This window comes from Streptomyces humi (genome assembly GCF_001005085.2).
Classification (GTDB): Bacteria; Actinomycetota; Actinomycetes; order Streptomycetales; family Streptomycetaceae; genus Streptomyces; species Streptomyces humi.
Window position 1 is genome coordinate 40,995 of record NZ_LBMU02000090.1, and the last position, 16,968, is coordinate 57,962.

Sequence of the window (16,968 nt, forward strand, 5' to 3'; positions counted from 1 at the left end):
AAGGAGGTGCGGGGGAAGCGGTGGGCCTCCGGGCGAAGCAGCCGTCAGCGGCGGCGGACCAGCGGGAAGGGCAGTGTCTCCCGGATCGTCAGGCCGGTGAGGAACATGACCAGCCGGTCCATGCCGATGCCGAGCCCGCCGGTGGGGGGCATCGCGTATTCGAGGGCGTCGAGGAAGTCCTCGTCGAGTTCCATCGCCTCGGGGTCCCCGCCGGCCGCGAGCAGCGACTGGGCGGTGAGCCGGCGGCGCTGTTCCAGCGGGTCGGTCAGTTCGGAGTAGGCGGTGCCGAGTTCGGTGCCGAAGGCGACCAGGTCCCAGCGTTCGGCGAGCCGCGGGTCGGTGCGGTGCTGCCGGGTGAGCGGGGCGACTCCGGTCGGGAAGTCCTTGTAGAAGGTGGGCAGTTCGGTGCGTTCCTCGACCAGCCGCTCGTACATCTCCAGCACCACGTCGGCGGGCCCGTCGTCGGCGGTGTACGGCACCCCGACGCGGTCGCAGTGCCGGTGCAGCCGCAGCAGTTCGGTGCCGGGTCCGATCTCCTCCCCCAGCGCCTCCGAGAGCGCCCCGTACACGGTCCTGACCGGCCAGCTGCCCGAGATGTCGTACTCCTGCCCGTCCCTGCGGGCCACCGGGGCGCCGAAGGCGGCGGTCGCGGCGCCCTGGATCAGCTCGCGGGCGAGGTCGAGCATCACGTCGTAGTCGGCGTACGCCTGGTAGGCCTCCAGCATCGTGAACTCGGGGTTGTGCTTGTGCGAGACGCCTTCGTTGCGGAAGGTGCGGCCGAGTTCGAAGACCTTCTCCAGGCCGCCGACGCAGAGCCGTTTCAGGTACAGCTCGGGGGCGATGCGCAGGTGCAGGTCGAGGTCGTAGGCGTTGATGTGGGTGGTGAAGGGGCGGGCGTTGGCGCCGCCGTGGATCTGCTGGAGCATCGGGGTCTCGACCTCCAGGTAGCCCCGGTCGAGGAGGCCCTGGCGCACGGACTGTAGGGCGGTGGAGCGGGCGCGGACCACGTCCCGGGCGGCGGGGCTGGTGGCGAGGTCGAGGTAGCGGCGGCGGACCTTGGCCTCGGGGTCGGCGAGGCCCCGGTACTTGTCGGGCAGCGGGCGCAGGCACTTGGCGGTGAGCTGCCAGTCGGTGACGAAGAGGGTCGGTTCGCCCCGGTCGCTGCGGCCGGCCCGGCCGGTGGCGGTGATCTGGTCGCCGATGTCGGTGTCGGTCCTGAACCGGTCGAGGGCGGGGCCCGACGTGTCACGGGTGAGGGCGAGCTGGCGGTCGCCCGACCAGTCGCGCAGGACCGCGAAGAGGATGCCGCCGAAGTCGCGGACCAGCATGACCCGTCCGGCGACGGTGGCCGTCTCGCCGTCCTGGATCCCGGCGAGGGCGCGGACCGGCCGGCCGTCCGCCACCGGGTAGGGGTCGGTGCCGGCCGCCCGCAGCCGTTCCAGCTTGCGGCGGCGGACCCGGAACTGGTCCGGCAGGCCGGTGTCCGGGGCGCCGGGCCCGGCCCCGTCCCCTCCGTCGAGACCTGGCACCGGCGCGGACCGCGGCCCCTCGACGGGACGCGGTCCGGCCTTCGGGTGCCCCTTTCCCCAGAGTTTGCGCAGGGACGGTACGGAGACGAAGCCCTCGGCGATTCCGGAGGCGAGGCCGATCCGGGCTAGGGAGCCGGCGTCGGCGTAACAGAGGAAGCGCGGGTACCACTCGGGGCGGTACTTGGCGTTGGAGCGGTACAGGGCCTCCAGTTGCCACCAGCGGGAGAAGAACAGCAGCAGCCGGCGCCACAGCCGCAGCACCGGTCCGGCGCCGATGCGGGCGCCCTCCTCGAACACCGAGCGGAAGACGGCGAAGTTCAGCGAGATGCGGCGGACGCCCAGTTTGGGGGCGGCGGCGCACAGGTCGGCGACCATGAACTCCATGACCCCGTTGGGGGCGGCGCGGTCCCGGCGCATCAGGTCCAGGGAGATGCCGTCGCCGCCCCAGGGCACGAAGGAGAGCAGGGCGAGCAGCCGGCCGTCCTCGGCGAGCGCCTCGACGAGCAGGCAGTCGCCGTCGGCGGGGTCGCCGAGCCGGTCCAGGGCCATCGAGAAGCCGCGTTCGGTCTCGGTGTCGCGCCAGGCGTCGGCCTTGTCGACGACCTCCTCCATCTCGCTCTCGGTGAGCGTGGCGTGGCGGCGGACCCGGGTGGTGGCGCCGGCCCGCCGGACGCGGTTGACGGCCTGCCGGGTCACCCGCATCTCCCGGCCGCCCAGGTCGAACTCGGCGACGTGCAGGATCGCCTCGTCGCCGAGTTGCAGGGCCCCGAGTCCGGCGCGGACATAGGCCTTGGCGCCGTCCTCGGAGGCGCCCATCACCGCGGGCACCCAGGCGTGCCGGCGGGCCATGTCCTGCCAGGCGGCGATGGCGTGCGGCCAGGCCTCCGGGTCGCCGACGGGGTCGCCGCTGGCCAGGCAGACACCGGCCTCGACGCGGTGGGTGACGGCGGCCTTGCCGCTGGGTGAGAAGACCACGGCCTTGTCGCGGCGGGTGGCGAAGTAGCCGAGGGAGTCCCGGTCGCCGTAGACCTTGAGGAGGGCGCGGATGCGGGTCTCCTCGTCGCCGTGCAGGGCCGCTTCCAGGCGCTGTGAACGGAACAGGGTGGCGGCGGCGTCGAGCAGGGCCAGGGCGCCGAAGAGGCCGAGCAGGAAGGCGACGAAGCGCGGCGGCCGGCCGCCGTAGCTGTAGCCGGAGACCAGGCCGCCGCAGACCCGGTCGGCGGCGTAGGCGAGGTGCTGGCCGTGCGGGAGCGAGCCGGGGAAGAGCGAGACCAGCCCCCAGCCGGCCAGGATCGCCAGCAGCAGGCCGACGAGGAGGACGGCGAGGGCGTGGCGCACCGCGGCCCGGCGGGAGGCGGCGTAGAACTCGCCCCTGGCCACGATCAGCAGGGCCAGGGCGAGCCCGCACACCAGCAGTGAGCTGAACGAGTACCAGTCGAATCCGAGGGCGACCGTCACGATGTCGGCCAGCACCAGCAGGCCGAGGTAGACCACCACCAGCCACCAGGCGACCTTCTTGCGGGCGGCGGTGGCGCCGCCGAGCAGGAACAGGAAGACGGCGTAGGCGAGGTTGGGGCTGACCGGCACCACGACGGCGTTGAGGAAGTGCACGACGGGCCGGAGCAGTACCCGCAGCGGGGCCAGGAAGGAGAGCAGGGCGCACAGCAGGGCGAGGACGCCGAAGAAGGTCCCGAAGGCCTCCGGCACCCAGGTCGTTCGCCCGCCGCCGGGCGGGCGTGTCGGGCCCGCCGGGGCCCTGCCCGTGGCGGGCGCCACGGCGGCACCCATGTTCCGACTCTAGGAAGGGCGCGCCCGGCGCGCCCGTCGAGCGGCCCCGGACCCCCACCGGACCTGCGGATTCCGATAGCCTCTGGCCCGTGGCGGAACAACACCAGTTCGAGCGGGGCACGGACGGGCCCAAGGTCATCGTGGTCGGGGTGGACGGCTCCGACTCCTCCCTGCGCGCACTCTCCTATGCCGGCGGTCTGGCGCGACGGCAGCGCGCGTTGCTGGCCGTGGTGTACGTGCAGCCGGTGCTCGCGGCGGGGGCGGTGCTCGGGGCGCCGGTGGCGGAGACCACCGACGAGATCGCGGAGGACCTGGTCCGGCAGATCAGGGACGCGGCCGAACGGGTCAAGGGGATATTCGAGGTGCGCTGGGAGTTCCACACGTTCCGCGGCGACGCCTACAACGGGATGGTGAAGGCGGCGGACGAGCTGAAGGCGGACGCGGTCGTGGTGGGGGCCTCCGAGCAGGCCGGGCACCGGTTCATCGGCTCTGTGGCGATCCGTCTGGTGAAGGCGGGACGGTGGCCGGTGACGGTGGTGCCGTAGCTGTCCGCCGCAGCAGCGGCAGCGGGGTCGCCAGGAGCAGGACTCCGGCGAGGGCGATCGCGGTGCGCGGGCCGGTGAGGCTCGCCAGCAGACCCCACAGGGCGGTCATGGCGGCCGTGGTGGCCTTGCCGGTGATCGACCAGGCGGACAGGGTGCGGGCGACCCGGTCGTGCGGGGTGTGCTCCAGCCGGCGGGTGGCGTACACCGGGCTGTAGACGGCCGAGCAGGTGATCACCCCGAGCTCCAGGGCCATCACCAGCAGCAGTCCGGGCAGTCCGGGTCCGACGAAGGCCAGTCCGAGGGGCCAGACGGCGCGCAGGACGCTCGTGGCGCGCAGTACCCGCCACTGCCCGTACCTGGCGACCAGCGGGCGGGCCAGCCGGGCGCCCAGGAGACCGCCGAGGCAGGGCACGGCGAAGGCGAGGCCGTACTGCCACGGGGTGAAGCCGAGCCGGCCGAGCATGAGGACGGCCAGCGGCGGGGCGGCGACCATGATCAGGGCGTTGGCCGCGAGGTTGTTGAGGAAGAGGGGCCGCAGGGCCGGGCTGGCGAGGATGTGCCGCCAGCCCTCCGCCAGGTCGGCGGCGCGCAGCCGGTCCGTCCCGCGCGGCGCGGGGCGGGGCTCGCCGCCGCCGACGGCGCGGATGCCGAGCGCCGACAGCAGGAAGCTGACCGCGTTCGCCGTGACCGTGGTGACGGGTCCGAACAGGCCGATCGCGGCGCCGCCGAGGGGCGGTCCGAGGACCAGCGCGGTCCAGTTCGTGGACTCGAACCGGGCGTTCGCGGTGAGCAGCCGGTCGGCGGGGACCAGCCCTTTCAGGAAGGCTCCGGAGGCGGCGCCGAAGGTGATGTCGGCGGCGGCCACGACGACGGACACGAGCAGCATCTGGCCGAGTCCCAGGCCGCCGAGCGCGTAGGCGGCGGGGACGGTCAGCAGGGCGCCGAACCTGACCAGGTCCATCGCCATCATCACCGGCCGCTTCTGCCGGAACTCCACCCAGGGCCCGAGCGGCACCGCCGCGGCCGCGCCCACGGCCGGCCCCGTCGCGGCGAGCAGCGCCACCTGGGCGGGGCCGGCGTGCAGCGCGACGACGGCGATCACCGAGAACGCGTCGAAGGCCAGATAGGTGCCGAGCGCGCTCACCGCGTAGGCGGCCCACAGCCACCCGAACCGCCGTCCCATGTACAACCTCCCGTTGACCCGGGATATGAAAACGCGCAGGTGGCCGCCGAATCAAACAACCGGCGGACCGGCTGCCACAACCAGCGGTTGTACGGTGGCGGGGTGGACCTCACAGCAGTGCGGACGTTCGTCGCGGTGGCCGACTCGGGGCAGTTCCAGGAGGCCGCGGCGGTGCTGGAGGTCACCCAGCAGGCCGTGTCCAAGCGGGTCGCCGCCCTGGAGCGGGAGCTGGGCGTGCGGCTGTTCACCCGGACCGCCCGGGGAGCCGACCTGACCGTGGACGGCCGCACCTTCCTGCCGCACGCCCGCGAGCTGCTGCTGGCCGCGGACCGGGCGGCGGCGTCGGTACGGCCCGGCCGGCGCGCGCTGCGGGTGGACGTGATCGGCGCCCGGCTGGCCCCCGCGGCGCTGCTGCGCGGCTTCCACGAGGCGCACCCCGGGGTCGCGCTGGACGTGGTCACCCTCTTCGACGTGGACTCGGCGCTGGCCGCGCTGCGCTCGGGTGCGGTGGACGCGTCCTTCCGTGCCGTCGCGATGCCCGGCCGGCCGCTGCCGAGGGGCGTCGAGGCCGTCCGGGTGTACGACGAGCCGGTGCAGCTGCTCACCGGCCCCGGGCACGCCCTGGCCGGCCGGGACTCGGTCACACCCCGGGAGCTGGCCGGGCACCGGATCTGGATGCCGGGCATCGTGGACGGCACCGAGTGGGCCGCCTACTACGCCTCCCTCGCCGCCGAGTTCGGTCTCACCATCGACGCCTCGGGCCCGAACTTCTCCGGGGCCCTCCAGGAGGCGCTGGCGGGCTCCGGCACCGTGGCCACCCTGGTGAGCGAGCGCACCGGACTGGCCTGGCCGGACGGTCACGGACTGCGCCGGATCCCCCTGACCGGACCGACCCCCCTCTACCCGCACTCCCTGGTGTGGACGACCGCCAATCCGCATCCGGGGCTGGTCGCGCTGCGCGCCCATCTCACGGACACCCGGCCGCCCCGGCCCGTGACCGGGACCTGGGTGCCCGGCTGGGCCGAGACCGTGCGTGGCGTCTTCCGTCCGTGACGCCCCTGCGCCATCATGATCCGCCGGCGGCCGTTCGCGATCGGCGAAGAGGTGAGGCACATGGCCAAGCTCCGTATGGGTGAAGGAATTCTCCGTCGCAAACCCATCGAGCACATCGAGGAGACCGAGGTCACCGAGGGCCCCCGGCTGGACAGATCGCTGGGGCTGGTGCAGCTGACCGCGATCGGCGTCGGCGGCATCATCGGCGCGGGCATCTTCACCCTGGCCGGCACGGTGGCCAACGAGACGGCGGGACCGGCGGTCCTGGTCTCGTTCCTGATCGCCGGTGTGGCGAGCGCCTGCGCGGCGCTGTCGTACGCGGAGTTCGCCGGGCTGATCCCGAAGGCGGGGTCGGCCTACACGTACGGCTACGCGGTGCTCGGCGAGTTCGCGGGCTGGTTCATCGGCTGGGACCTGCTCCTGGAGTACACGGCGATCGTGGCGGTGGTCGCGATCGGCATCTCCGGGTACTTCAGTTTCCTGGTCGAGGAGATGGGCGCGAACCTGCCGCACTGGATGCTGGGTGCCCCCGGCACCGGCGCCGGGCACCGCGTCGACCTGTTCGCCGCGGTGCTCTGCCTCCTGATCGCCTACCTGCTCAATCTCGGCATCCGCAGCGCGGCCCGGTTCGAGACCTTCGTGGTCGTGCTGAAGGTGCTGGTGGTGCTGCTGGTGATCGGCGTCGGCGTCTTCCACATCAACTCGGACAACTACCACCCGTTCTTCCCGTTCGGCGTCAGCGGCGCGTTCACGGGCGCGGCCACCGTGTTCTTCGCGGTGTTCGGGTACGACGCGATGTCGACGGCGGCCGAGGAGTCCAAGGACGCGCAACGGCACATGCCGAAGGCGATCATCTACTCGCTGGCGATCTCGATGGTGCTGTACGTGGCGGCCTGCCTGGTCCTGACCGGCATGCAGAACTACAAGGACATCGATCCGGAGAGCGGCTTCTCCACCGCGTTCAAGTCGGTGGGGCTGAGCGGGCTCGCGGACGTGATCGCGGTGGGCGCGATCATCGGCATCCTCACGGTGATGTTCACGTTCATGCTGGGCGTCACCCGGGTCTGGTTCTCGATGTCCCGGGACGGACTGCTGCCCGCCTGGTTCGCGAAGACGCACCCGACGCGGCACGTGCCGACCCGGGTGACCTGGATCGTCGGGGTGGCTTCCGCCCTGCTCGCCGGGTTCGTGCCGATCGGTGAGGCGGCCGAGCTCACCAACATCGGGATCCTGCTGGCGTTCGTGGTGGTGTGCGTGGCGGTGATCGTGCTGCGCTACCGGCAGCCCGACCTGCCGCGCGGCTTCCGTACCCCGGGGATGCCGTTCGTGCCGGCGCTGGGTGTCGTCTTCTCGCTCTGGCTGATCACGTTCCTGAAGTGGGAGACCTGGGTGCGGTTCGCGGTCTGGTTCGTGGTCGGGTGCGTGGTCTACTTCGGCTACTCGTACAAGAGGTCCCGGCTGGCGGGGCGTTAGAGCGCGCGGAGGAAGTCGAGCAGGAGGGCGTTGAACTCCCGCGGCTTCTCCAGGTTCGGGTAGTGGTCCGTGCCCTCGACGATCTCGGCGCGGCCGTCGGGCACCTCGCGGGCCAGGCGTTCGGCGGCGGCGAGCAGGTCGGCCGGTTCCAGGCCGCCGTTGACGGTGAGCACCGGGACGTCGATCTTCGGCAGCCGGGGCCAGGAGCCGGTGACGGGCACGAGCCGGTCCGGCTCGTCCGGTGTGTGCTTGGAGATGGAGTGCAGGGCCAGCTCCCGCAGCAGGCGCGGGATCTCCGGGTCGATCGCGTCGAGGGTGCGGTGCTCGCCGGGGACGAGCTTCACGAACGCGTCGAGCCAGCCCGCGATGTCTCCGGCGCCCAGGGTGCGGGCGTACTCGGCCTGGAGTTCCTTGTGCCAGGGGTCCGTGTACCGGAAGTCTCCGGTGGCGGCGCCGCAGGTGACGACCGCGCGGACGAGCTCCGGGTGTTCCAGCACGGTGTCGGTGGCGATCACCCCGCCCATCGAGACGCCGACGAGCACGGCGGGCCCCGCGTCGAGGTGCCGCAGGAGCTCCGCGAGGTCGTCGGCCCAGCGGAACGGCCTGCTCGCGTTGGCGGAGAAGCCGTGGCCGCGCACGTCCGGGGCGATCACCCGGTACTCGGCGGCGAGCGCCGGGATCTGCCGGTGCCAGAAGCGGTGGTCGACGTATCCGGCGTGGAGCAGGACCACGGGGTCGCCGGAGCCGGTGTCGAGGTAGGCGAGGTCGCCGTCGGAGGACGGGAAGAGGCGGACGTCCGCAGCACCATTCATGACAACCAAGGTGTCATCTTCACGGAGTTTTGACAACTGGGTTGTCATGTTGGGCGGGGTGCATGATGGCCGGGTGAACGACATCGACGAGCCCCCGACCCCCGGCGAACCCCTCGACCCCGACGAGCTGGGCGAGCGCGTCACCGAGGTGTTCGACCTGATCGGCCCGCTGTACCGGCGCGCCTTCCGCAAGATCGAGCAGGGCGAGCTGATCGAAGGAGCCTCCGTCGGCGTGCGCTCGGTGCTGGACCTGCTGCGCCGGTACGAGCCCATGACGGTGCCCCAGATGGGCAAGATCATGGCGCTGAGCCGGCAGTTCGTGCAGCGCACGGTGAACGACGCGGTGGCGCGCGGCTGGGCCGAGGCCACGCCCAACCCGGCGCACCAGCGCTCCTCGCTGATCCGGCTCACGGAGGAGGGCCGGACGACCATCACCGCGGTCCTCGCCCGTGAACACGCCCTGAACCGGCAGGTCGGGGGCGATCTGACCGACGCCGACCTCACGGCGTGCGTACGGGTGCTGCGGGAGCTGCTGAAGACGTTCGACCACGTGGACGTCGAGTGACCTCGGCTACTCCCCCATGGTCAGCCCGTCCTTGGCGGCTCCGCGGCTGAGCACGACGTCCCGGATGGCGTCCCGGGCGGCGGTGTAGTCGGCGCCCTTGCCGATGGCCGCGTCGAGGTCGACGACCCGGCCGGCGTCGAGGTCGTACAGCTGGGGGACGAACTCCGCCCGGGTCACCTCCCAGCGGCCGCCCGGCCGGGTGGGAGGGGCGAAGGTGAAGCGGGCGATGGTGGACTCGTTGCCGCGCGGGTCCGGCCGGCCCTGGCTGTCGTTGAGCTCGCCGGCGAGCTGGTCGCCGAGGCTGTAGGCGACCCAGGTGCCGTTGACCTTCTCGTAGGCCTGCGGGATGTGGGCGTGGGTGCCGAGGATCAGGTCGATGTCGGGGCGGCCGCCGGTCTCCGACGCGGTGAGCCGTCTGGCGAGGGTGAGCTGCTGTTCGTCGGGGGCGTCCTGGCCCTCGGTGCCCCAGTGCACGGAGACCACGACCACGTCGGCGCCGGCCCGCCGGGCGGCGCGGGCGTCGGCGAGGATGCGGTTCTCGTCGAGGAGGCCGACGGCCCAGGGCTGCCCGGGCGGCAGCTCGTTGCCGTTGACGTCGTAGGTGTAGGAGAGCTGGGCGACCCGGGCGCCGCCCGCCCTCAGCAGGGTGAGGGTGCCGGCCTCGGTCTCGGTGCGGGCGGTGCCGGCGTGCCGCAGGCCCGCCCGGTCCATGGCGTCGAGGGTGCGCCGGATGCCGGCGGCGCCGTCGTCGAGTGCCCGGTCGGAGGCGGTGGAGCAGCCGTCGTACCCGGCGGCGGCGAGGCCCTGGAGGAGCTGCGCCGGGGAGGTGAGGCCGCCGGGAGCGCCGTCGGCCCCGGTGACCGTCGCCAGGTGACAGAGCGCCAGATCGGCCCGGGAGACGACGGGTTCGACACCGGAGAACATCGGACGGAAGTCGTAGCCGCTGCCGCCCGCGTCGAAGTTCGCGTGGTCGACGGCGGACTTCTGCGGCATGACGTCACCCGAGGCGACGAGCGTGAAGGCCCCGGCGGCGGCCGCGGTGGGGGCCGGCCGGCCGGACGGCGCCGCACGCTCCTGCCGTTCGTGGTTCGTGCAGGCGGCCGCGGTGGCGAGGAGGGCGGTCAGGGCCAGGGCCGCCTGGCGTCTGCGATTGATCATCAGGAGCACCCCAGAGTCGCAAGGCTCGTCCTATTTACAGATCAATGGGTACGAAGGTGGGCGGGAACCCAAACAACTCAGGCGCCCCGATTGACCCATCCGGGTCGGGTACGGGGCAGGACGGACCGTTCGTCGCACCGTTCGCCGACGCGATCGACCGTCCGCCGCAGATCCCTGTGCGCCCCCTGTCCCGGCGCCCGGCCCTGCGATGCCATACGGCCATGACGGCCGGAACCACCCTTCCCCACGGGCTTCCCGACGGGCTTCGCGACGGGACGACGACCGCCGAGCACGAGCTCGCCGCACTCCAGCGCGAGCACGGCCGACCCCTCTTCGCGCTGCTGCTGCGGCTCAGCGACGGGGACCGGCAGCGCGCCGAGGACCTCGTGCAGGAGACCCTCGTCCGCGCCTGGCAGCACCCCGAGGCGCTGCGCGCCGACGAGTTCGACTCCGTGCTGCCATGGCTGCTGACCGTGGGCCGGCGGCTCGCCATCGACGCGCGCCGGGCCCGGCAGGCCCGCCCGCCCGAGGTGCACGACGCGGTCCTGGAGAACACCCGGGCCGTCGGCGACCACGCCGAACGCGCCGCCGCGGCCCTGGACGTCCGGGAGGCTGTGAAGACTCTCACCCCGGAACACCGTGACGTCCTGGTGCTGGTGTATTTCCAAGGGGCGAGTGTTGCGGAGGCCGCGCGGACGCTCGGGATTCCTCCCGGTACCGTGAAATCGCGGGCGTACTACGCGCTGCGTGCCCTGCGCCGGGTCCTTCCCGGTTATGCACCCGACCTGGGATGAAACCGTGAGCCAGGTCAAACCTCGGTAAAGCGCCTTGCTGAGGACCGTGTTCGAGCAATCAGCTGTCTTCATCCGTGTTCCGCACCGGGAGAGGGACGGACCCGGGGTCGGGGCCACGCGCGCACCGGAGGAAGGCAGGACGGGATGCTGCACAGAGGTCAAGAGAGCACGGGCGGGGCCGGGAGCGGGGAACTGGCGGTCCCGATGGCCTGGTTGTACGCCGAGTACATCGCCGACGAGCTGCTGCGCACCGGCGATCTCATGCCACCGACGTCCTTCGAGTTCCGGGCCGGCCGTGACGCGCTGGCGCTGACCATCTTCCTCTCCGACACGGACGGCGAACTGTCGGGCATCCGGGTCGTGTCCCAGTTGGAGACCTGGCTTTCGCTCACGGCGTACGACCAGCCGTGGCAGGACTGGGTAAGGGAACGTATGGCCGGGCTGGCGGCCGAGACGGCCGAGTCGGGCGGCCCCTCGCCCGACCTGGACCTGGCCGTCGCCGCGTGGCGCTGGCTGGAGGAGACCGAGCTGCTCGCGCCCGACCTGGACGCGGTGCCGGGCGGTGGTTCGGTCTTCGGCGAGGACGACGGACCGAAGGTGTGGACGGCCGCCTGGCGGCTCGGTCTGCCCCTCGGACACCTCGCCATCCATCTTTTTTGATTCAGGACCAATCCGCGGGCGGGGCCGCTCCGAATCCGTTGATTACGATTCTGTACGTGCCTTGAGTGAATCCTCTGCCGACTGCGTACGGGTGGGAGCAAGGAGCAACGAGTAACACCACCCCCACCCTTCGGCACGAGGATTCGGCATGAGGTCCCTGGAAAGGCATCGCGACGTCGGCGCGTACGCGCTCGGCGTGCTGGACGAGGCGGAGGCCTTCCGCTTCGAGGACCACCTCATGGAGTGCCCTCGCTGCGCGGCACACGTGACAGAGTTCGGCCCCGCGGCACGGCAGCTGATGCTGTACCGCAGGGCCACGCCGCGCTTCGTGCACCCCATGGCCCAGCCGGGTCCCCGGCTGCTGGACAGGCTGCTCGCCGAGGTCGCCACCCGGCACCGCGCCAAGCGCCGCAGGCTGCTGTACGGCCTCGCCGCGTCCGTGGTGTTCGCGGTCGCGGGCCCCGGCATCATGGCGTACGCCGGTCACGAGACCGTGCCCACCGTGCAGGTCGCCGCGACCACCGACGCCCAGTCGGGCGTGTGGGCGCAGGTGAAGGAGGCGGACACGGACTCCGGCACCGTGGTCGAGCTGAAGGTGAAGGACGCGGCCGGACCGCGTTCCTGCCGGCTGATCGCCGTCGGCACCGACGGGTCCGAGCAGATCGTCACCACCTGGGCCGAACGGGACCACGACGACCGGACGAGCACCATGTCGGGCGGCTCCTCGATGCATCCCGACGAGATCGACCACTACGAGGTGCGCAGCGCGGACGGACAGCGCCTCGTGACCGTCGATCCCAAATGACCGCCCCTCACCTGAGCAGCCGGGACATCCGGCGGTCCGCGAGCGGCTTGCCGCCGGTCTGGCAGGTCGGGCAGTACTGGAGCGAGGAGTCGCTGAAGGAGACCTCGCGGACGGTGTCACCGCACACCGGGCAGGCTTCGCCGGTCCGGCCGTGGACGCGCAGCCCGCTCTTCTTCTCCGCCTTGAGCCGGCCCGCCGCCAGGCCGTGGGAGCGCTCCACCGCCTCGGTGAGGGTGCCGCGCAGCGCCTCGTACAGGCCGTGCGTCTCCTCGGGCGTCAGGGACGCGGCCAGTTTGAACGGGGACATCCTCGCCGCGTGCAGGATCTCGTCGCTGTAGGCGTTGCCCACCCCGGCGATCAGGCTCTGGTCGCGCAGGGCGCCCTTGAGCTGCCGCCGTTCGCCCTTGAGCAGCGCGGCGAGCCGGGCCTCGTCGAAGTCGGCGGCGAGCGGGTCGGGTCCGAGCCGGGCGATGCCGGGGACCTCCAGCGGTTCGCGGACGACGTACACGGCCAGCTTCTTCTGGGTGCCGGCCTCGGTGAGGTCGAAGCCCGCACCGGTCTCCAGGGCCGCCCGCAGCGCCAGCGGGCCCTTCCCGGGCCGGGGCAGACCGTCCGGCAGCCGGTCCTTCCACTGGAGCCAGCCCGCACGGGCCAGATGGATGACGAGGCGCAGGCCGCCGTCGCCCTCGATGTCGAGGAACTTGCCGTGCCGGCGCACCGCGACGACCTCGCTGCCCTCGAAGGCGGTGGCCGGAGGGTCGTACGTCTTCAGCACGCTGACGGCGACCGGCAGCACGCGGATGACCTCGTGGCCGACCAGGTGCTCGGTCAGGAATTCCCTGAGCGCTTCCACCTCGGGCAGTTCGGGCATGCGTCCAGAGTGCCACCCGGGGCGCCGGGGGTCAGCTCCCGGCGGGCTTCTCCGGCATCCGGAACTCGCACCACACGGCCTTGCCGCCGCCGCGCGCCTCCACGCCCCACGCGTCGGTCATCAGGTCGACCAGCAGCAGCCCCCGCCCGGACACCCCGTTCTCGCCCGCCTCGCGGCGGCGCGGCAGGGCGCTGGAGGAGTCCTCGACCTCGACGCGCAGCCGGCGCTCACTGCCGCCGAGGACCCGGAGGGTGACGATCGCCGATCCCTCGGTGTGCATGAGCGCGTTGGTGATCAGCTCGTCGGCGACCAGCTCGATCTCGTCGGCGCGGTCCCCCGCGCCCCAGGCGCGGACGGCGGCGCGGATCATGTGCCGGGCCAGGCGCAGCGCCTCGGGGTCGCCGGAGGCCACGTGCTGCTGGAGGCGGCCGACGGCCCGTGTGCTGTCCTGGCCGCGGCGGCGCAGCAGGAGCAGGGCCACGTCGTCGTCGCCGCCGCGCTCCTCGGCGAGTTCGATCAGCCGGTCGGCGAGGTCCCGTACGTCCTCCGGTCCCGCGGCGACCTGCGCGGTCAGGGCCCGCATCCCGTCACCGAGGTCGGTGCCGGGCTGTTCCACCAGTCCGTCGGTGCACAGCAGCAGCGTCTCGCCCGGATCCAGCTCCAGCGTGGACACCGGGTACTCCAGGCTCTCGAACTCCGCGGACAGGCCGAGCGGCAGCCCGCCCTCCACGGGCACCCGGCGGCACCCGCCGTCGGCGCCGCGGACCAGTGGGTCGATGTGCCCGGCGCGGACCACCTGGACGACACCGGTGGACAGGTCGGCCTCGGCGTACAGGCAGGTGGCGAAGCGGTCGGTGTCCAGTTCGTCGAGGAAGACGGAGGCGCGGGCCATCACGGTGGCCGGGGGGTGGCCCTCGGCGGCGTAGGCGCGCAGCACGATGCGCAGCTGGCCCATGACGGCCGCAGCGTGCGTGTCGTGGCCCTGGACGTCGCCGATGACCGCGCCGACCCGGCCGCCGGGCAGCGGGATCAGGTCGTACCAGTCGCCGCCGATGTCCCGGCCCAGGGTGCCGGCGGCGCTCGCCGAGCGGTAGCGGACGGCGACGTCGGCGCCGCGCACGCTGGGGATGGTGCGCGGCAGCATCGCCTGCTGGAGGCCCTGCGCGAGGTCCTTCTCCTGCTCGTAGAGCATGGCCCGCTGGAGGCTCTGCGCGATGCTGCTGCCGAGGGCGACCAGGACGGCGCGTTCCTCGTCGGAGAAGCCCAGCCGGTCGTCGTAGAGCAGGCCCATGGCGCCGATCGGACGGGCCTGCGCGATCAGCGGCAGGTAGGCGGCCGACGTGATGCGCAGGCCGGTGATGTGCGGCCACAGTACGGGGTAGCTCTCGGCGAAGTCCTCGGGCGACTCGATGAAGCGGGGGCTGAGCGTGCGCACCACCTCGCCCATCGGGTAGGGCTCCTCCACCCGGGTGATCCGGGTACCGGGTACGAAGCTGCCCGCCGGCCCCTCCGCGACCAGCCGGATCCGGCCCGCCTCCAGCAGGCCCATCACCAGACTGGCCGCCCCGAGGTTGGGGATCCCCTGGGCGTCCTTGAGGGCGTCGATGACGTCCTGGACGCTCCGGGCGTGCGCGAGCGCGACGGTGATCACCTGGACCACGTTGGTCTGCTGCCGCAGCGCCTCGTCCTGGGCGGCCCGCAGGCTGCGCGCCTCGCTGTCCTCCAGTTCCCGGGTGGCGTCCCGGACGATGCCCACGACCCGGCGCGGGCGGCCCGTGGCGTCCCGCCGGATGTAGCCCTGGGTGTGGGTCCAGCGCGGGGTGCCGTCGCGGCGGCGGATGCGGAAGTACGCCCCGTAGTTCTCGCTGCCGTCCTTGATGGCCTGGGCCACCACCGCGTCCAGCCGGCTGCCCTCCGACAGGGGCACCCGGACGGCCAGGCTCTCGGGGCGCCCGTCGTACTCCTCGGGGAGCAGGTCGAAGACCTCGTACGCCTGCGCGTCCATGTGGAACAGACCGGCGTCCAGGTCCCAGTCGAAGGTGCCCAGGCGGTTGAGTGCCAGGATCGGGTGGTCCGGGTGTGCGGGCCAGTCGTCCGGGAGTGACGGAGCGCTCGCTCCCCGATCAGCCATGGGGCCACCTTGCCAGGCGCAGCACGACCGGGCAATTCATCCCCATTGTCCACATCACTCACCCGGGTTACGCGACCGGGGAGGCGAGGTACACAGGGTGACAGGCCCCTTCCCACCGGACCCAGGCAGGAGCGCACGGCCGTGGACTGGTTCACCGCACCCGGGTACTGGTTGAGCCGGCTGGTCTTCCAGCGGGCGCTGGCCGGTGTCTACCTCTTCGCGTTCCTGACGGCGGCGCTCCAGTTCCGGGCCCTGCTCGGGGAGCGCGGGATGCTGCCGATCCCGAGGTTCGTGGCACGGGTCCCCTTCCGGCGGGCACCGAGCCTCTTCCACCTGCGCTACTCGGACGGGTTCTTCGCGGGCTGCGCCTGGGCGGGCTGCGCCGTGTCGGTGGCGCTGGCGGCCGGCGCGGACTCCGAACTGCCGCTCTGGGCGGGGATGCTGCTGTGGCTGGTGCCCTGGGCGCTGTACCTGTCGATCGTGAACGTCGGCCAGACGTGGTACGCGTTCGGCTGGGAGTCCCTGCTGCTCGAGGTCGGCTTCCTGGCGGTCTTCCTCGGCAACGACGAGGTGGCCCCGCCGTTCGTGGTGCTCCTGCTGCTGCGCTGGATCCTGTTCCGGGTGGAGTTCGGCGCGGGCCTGATCAAGATGCGCGGGGACGCCTGCTGGCGCAAGCTGACCTGCCTGCACTACCACCACGAGACCCAGCCCATGCCGGGTCCGCTGAGCTGGTTCTTCCACCACCTCCCGGGACCGGTCCACAAGGCGGAGGTGGCCGCGAACCACCTCACCCAACTGGTCGTGCCCGTGCTGCTGTTCACCCCGCAGCCGATCGCGACGGCCGCCGCGTCCCTGATGATCCTCACCCAGCTGTGGCTGGTGGCGTCCGGCAACTTCTCCTGGCTCAACTGGATCACCGTCGTGGTGGCCCTGTCGGCACTGGAGCTGCCCACGGACCGTACGGCCGCGCCGCCGGCCCCGCTGTGGTACGAGGCCGTCGTCCTCGCCGTGACCGCGCTGATCCTCTTCCTGAGCTACCGCCCCGTGGTGAACATGATCTCCCGCCGCCAGGTGATGAACCGGTCCTTCGACCCGCTCCACCTGGTCAACACCTACGGCGCGTTCGGCAGCGTCAGCCGGATCCGGTACGAGGTGGTGGTCGAGGGCACCCTGGACGGCACGCCGCGCGAGGACTCCGACTGGCGGGAGTACGAGTTCAAGGGCAAGCCGGGCGATCCCCGGCACTGGCCGCGCCAGTTCGCCCCCTACCACCTGCGCCTCGACTGGCTGATGTGGTTCGCCGCGCTCTCCCCCGCCTACGCCGACGACTGGTTCGGCGGCCTGGTGGAGCGCCTCCTGGAGGAGGACCGCGACACCCTGCGGCTGCTGCGCCGCTCCCCGTTCCAGCCCGGCGAGCCCCCGCGCTTCGTCCGCGCCCGCCTCTTCCGCTACCGCTACACGACCTGGCGGGAGCTGCGCGAGACGGGCGCGTGCTGGAAGCGGACATACGTACGAGATTTCCTGCCACCGACCCGACTGGCCACGAGGACACGCCGACCGTAGCCGGGCGGGCCGGCGGCCGGGCCCGCGGGGCGGTTCAG

14 protein-coding genes are annotated in these 16,968 nt (G+C 72.5%); 8 read left to right on the forward strand and 6 right to left on the reverse strand.

Translation table 11 applies throughout. The features are described 5' to 3' along the window. Positions 1-44: 44 nt before the first annotated feature. Positions 45-3,317, reverse strand: coding sequence for a bifunctional lysylphosphatidylglycerol synthetase/lysine--tRNA ligase LysX (lysX, locus tag AAW13_RS35965; protein ID WP_079179102.1), 3,273 nt, complete (start codon positions 3,315-3,317; stop codon positions 45-47). A gap of 89 nt (positions 3,318-3,406) precedes the next feature. Here lysX and AAW13_RS35970 point away from each other — a divergent pair, with 89 nt between their 5' ends. Next, positions 3,407-3,862, forward strand: coding sequence for a universal stress protein (locus tag AAW13_RS35970; RefSeq protein WP_046727866.1), 456 nt, complete (start codon positions 3,407-3,409; stop codon positions 3,860-3,862). On the opposite strand, the gene AAW13_RS35975 is transcribed toward AAW13_RS35970, so the two are convergent. Then, positions 3,798-5,045 carry an MFS transporter gene (locus AAW13_RS35975; RefSeq protein ID WP_046727867.1) on the reverse strand — a complete coding sequence of 416 codons (1,248 nt, stop codon included), beginning with the start codon at positions 5,043-5,045 and terminating at the stop codon, positions 3,798-3,800. The two genes, AAW13_RS35970 and AAW13_RS35975, sit on opposite strands and share 65 nt — an antisense overlap. Positions 5,046-5,147: 102 nt before the next feature. On the opposite strand from AAW13_RS35975, the gene AAW13_RS35980 reads away from it, so the two are divergent. Further along, complete coding sequence (locus tag AAW13_RS35980; protein ID WP_046727868.1) at positions 5,148-6,098, forward strand: LysR family transcriptional regulator; 951 nt, start codon at positions 5,148-5,150, stop codon at positions 6,096-6,098. 60 nt (positions 6,099-6,158) lie between these two features. Then, positions 6,159-7,571: an amino acid permease gene (locus AAW13_RS35985; RefSeq protein ID WP_046727906.1), complete on the forward strand. Its 1,413-nt coding sequence runs from the start codon at positions 6,159-6,161 to the stop codon at positions 7,569-7,571. Here AAW13_RS35985 and AAW13_RS35990 read toward each other — a convergent pair. Continuing rightward, on the reverse strand, positions 7,568-8,383 hold the full coding sequence (locus AAW13_RS35990; RefSeq protein WP_046727869.1) for an alpha/beta fold hydrolase: 816 nt from the start codon (positions 8,381-8,383) through the stop codon (positions 7,568-7,570). The genes AAW13_RS35985 and AAW13_RS35990 overlap by 4 nt on opposite strands. A 46-nt stretch (positions 8,384-8,429) precedes the next feature. Between AAW13_RS35990 and AAW13_RS35995 the strand changes: the two genes are divergently transcribed. Continuing rightward, complete coding sequence (locus AAW13_RS35995) at positions 8,430-8,948, forward strand: MarR family winged helix-turn-helix transcriptional regulator (RefSeq protein ID WP_079179103.1); 519 nt, start codon at positions 8,430-8,432, stop codon at positions 8,946-8,948. 6 nt (positions 8,949-8,954) lie between these two features. Here AAW13_RS35995 and AAW13_RS36000 read toward each other — a convergent pair whose 3' ends face one another. Beyond that, positions 8,955-10,106, reverse strand: coding sequence for a CapA family protein (locus tag AAW13_RS36000; RefSeq protein WP_046727907.1), 1,152 nt, complete (start codon positions 10,104-10,106; stop codon positions 8,955-8,957). A 221-nt stretch (positions 10,107-10,327) separates the two neighbouring features. On the opposite strand from AAW13_RS36000, the gene AAW13_RS36005 reads away from it, so the two are divergent. The 3 genes from AAW13_RS36005 (at position 10,328) to AAW13_RS36015 (ending at position 12,365) form a co-directional block, all read left to right on the forward strand. Continuing rightward, positions 10,328-10,900, forward strand: a complete 573-nt coding sequence (locus AAW13_RS36005; protein WP_046727871.1) for a sigma-70 family RNA polymerase sigma factor — start codon at positions 10,328-10,330, stop codon at positions 10,898-10,900. 144 nt (positions 10,901-11,044) lie between these two features. Then, positions 11,045-11,560, forward strand: coding sequence for a hypothetical protein (locus AAW13_RS36010; protein ID WP_046727872.1), 516 nt, complete (start codon positions 11,045-11,047; stop codon positions 11,558-11,560). A gap of 148 nt (positions 11,561-11,708) precedes the next feature. Next, entirely contained in the window at positions 11,709-12,365 is a 657-nt protein-coding gene (locus AAW13_RS36015) for a zf-HC2 domain-containing protein (RefSeq protein WP_046727873.1), read from the forward strand. A gap of 7 nt (positions 12,366-12,372) precedes the next feature. On the opposite strand, the gene AAW13_RS36020 is transcribed toward AAW13_RS36015, so the two are convergent. After that, positions 12,373-13,236 (reverse strand): Fpg/Nei family DNA glycosylase, encoded by an 864-nt coding sequence (locus AAW13_RS36020; protein WP_046727874.1) that lies wholly within the window; start codon positions 13,234-13,236, stop codon positions 12,373-12,375. 31 nt (positions 13,237-13,267) lie between these two features. Then, the gene (locus AAW13_RS36025) at positions 13,268-15,367 is read right to left on the reverse strand and encodes a SpoIIE family protein phosphatase (protein ID WP_046727875.1); all 2,100 of its coding nucleotides are present in this window, start codon (positions 15,365-15,367) and stop codon (positions 13,268-13,270) included. Positions 15,368-15,508: 141 nt separating this feature from the next. Here AAW13_RS36025 and AAW13_RS36030 point away from each other — a divergent pair, with 141 nt between their 5' ends. Further along, entirely contained in the window at positions 15,509-16,930 is a 1,422-nt protein-coding gene (locus AAW13_RS36030; protein WP_046727876.1) for a lipase maturation factor family protein, read from the forward strand. The last annotated feature ends 38 nt before the right edge of the window (positions 16,931-16,968 follow it).